This is a genomic window from Corallococcus sp. 4LFB (assembly GCF_046520365.1).
In the GTDB taxonomy this organism is placed as follows: Bacteria; Myxococcota; Myxococcia; order Myxococcales; family Myxococcaceae; genus Corallococcus; species Corallococcus caeni.
Genome location: NZ_JBKGHJ010001104.1, coordinates 1 through 936, shown reverse-complemented (window position 1 = coordinate 936; position 936 = coordinate 1). Strand labels below are relative to the sequence as shown.

Annotated in this window: 1 protein-coding gene; it reads left to right on the top strand. The window is 70.3% G+C overall.

Annotated elements, in window-relative coordinates; translation table 11 throughout:
• Positions 1-936: phosphopantetheine-binding protein (locus tag ACLEQD_RS44335; protein ID WP_410391922.1), on the top strand; the 936-nt coding region annotated here is incomplete at both ends.

Sequence of the window (936 nt, the reverse complement as noted above, 5' to 3'; positions counted from 1 at the left end):
AGCCCACGCCTTTCGGTGTCCCGGGCGAAGTCTTCCTCGGCGGTGAAGGCCTGGCGCGCGGCTACCTCGGCCAGCCCGCGCTCACCGCCGAGCGCTTCGTCCCCAACCCCTTCAGCACTTCGCCCGGCGCGCGCCTCTACCGCACGGGAGACCTCGCCCGCTGGCGCGCGGACGGCCAGCTGGAGTTCCTCGGCCGCAATGACAACCAGGTGAAGCTGCGCGGCTTCCGCATCGAGCTGGGTGAGATTGAGGCCGCGCTGGCTCGTCAGCCTGGGGTGCGCGAGGTGGCCGTCCTCGTCCGTGAGGATGTGCCCGGCGACAAGCGTCTCGTCGCGTACCTCGTCCTGGCTCCCGAGGCGCCCTCCGTCAGTGAGCTGCGCCGTGCGTTGCAGCAGCAATTGCCCGGCTACATGGTGCCTGCGCACCTGCTGCCCCTGGACGCGCTTCCGCTCACGCCCAACGGCAAGCTGGACCGGCGTGCTCTGCCCGCGCCGGATGCGCGGCCCTCGCTGGACACGGGCTTCATCGCTCCGCAGAGCGCGCTGGAGGTGCAGCTCGCCTCCGCGTGGCAGGCCGTCCTCCGTCTCGACAAGGTCGGCATCCACGACAACTTCTTCGACCTTGGCGGCAACTCGCTGCTGGCCACCCAGGTGGTCTCCCGGCTGCGTGACCAGTCCGCCATCTCCGTGCCGCTGCACGTCCTCTTCCAGGCACCAACCCTCTCGGGGCTCGCGCGGCATCTCCAGGTCCACGCGCCCGAAGCACGGTGGCTCCAGCCTTCCTTCAAGCCTCGTCCCGACGGCCCTCTTCCCCTCTCCTTCGCCCAGGAGCGGCTCTGGTTCATCGACCAACTGCTGCCGGGGAATCCGCTCTACGTCATGCCGCTGGCGGTGCGCCTGACGGGGACGCTGGATGCGACGGCTCTCGCGCACAGCC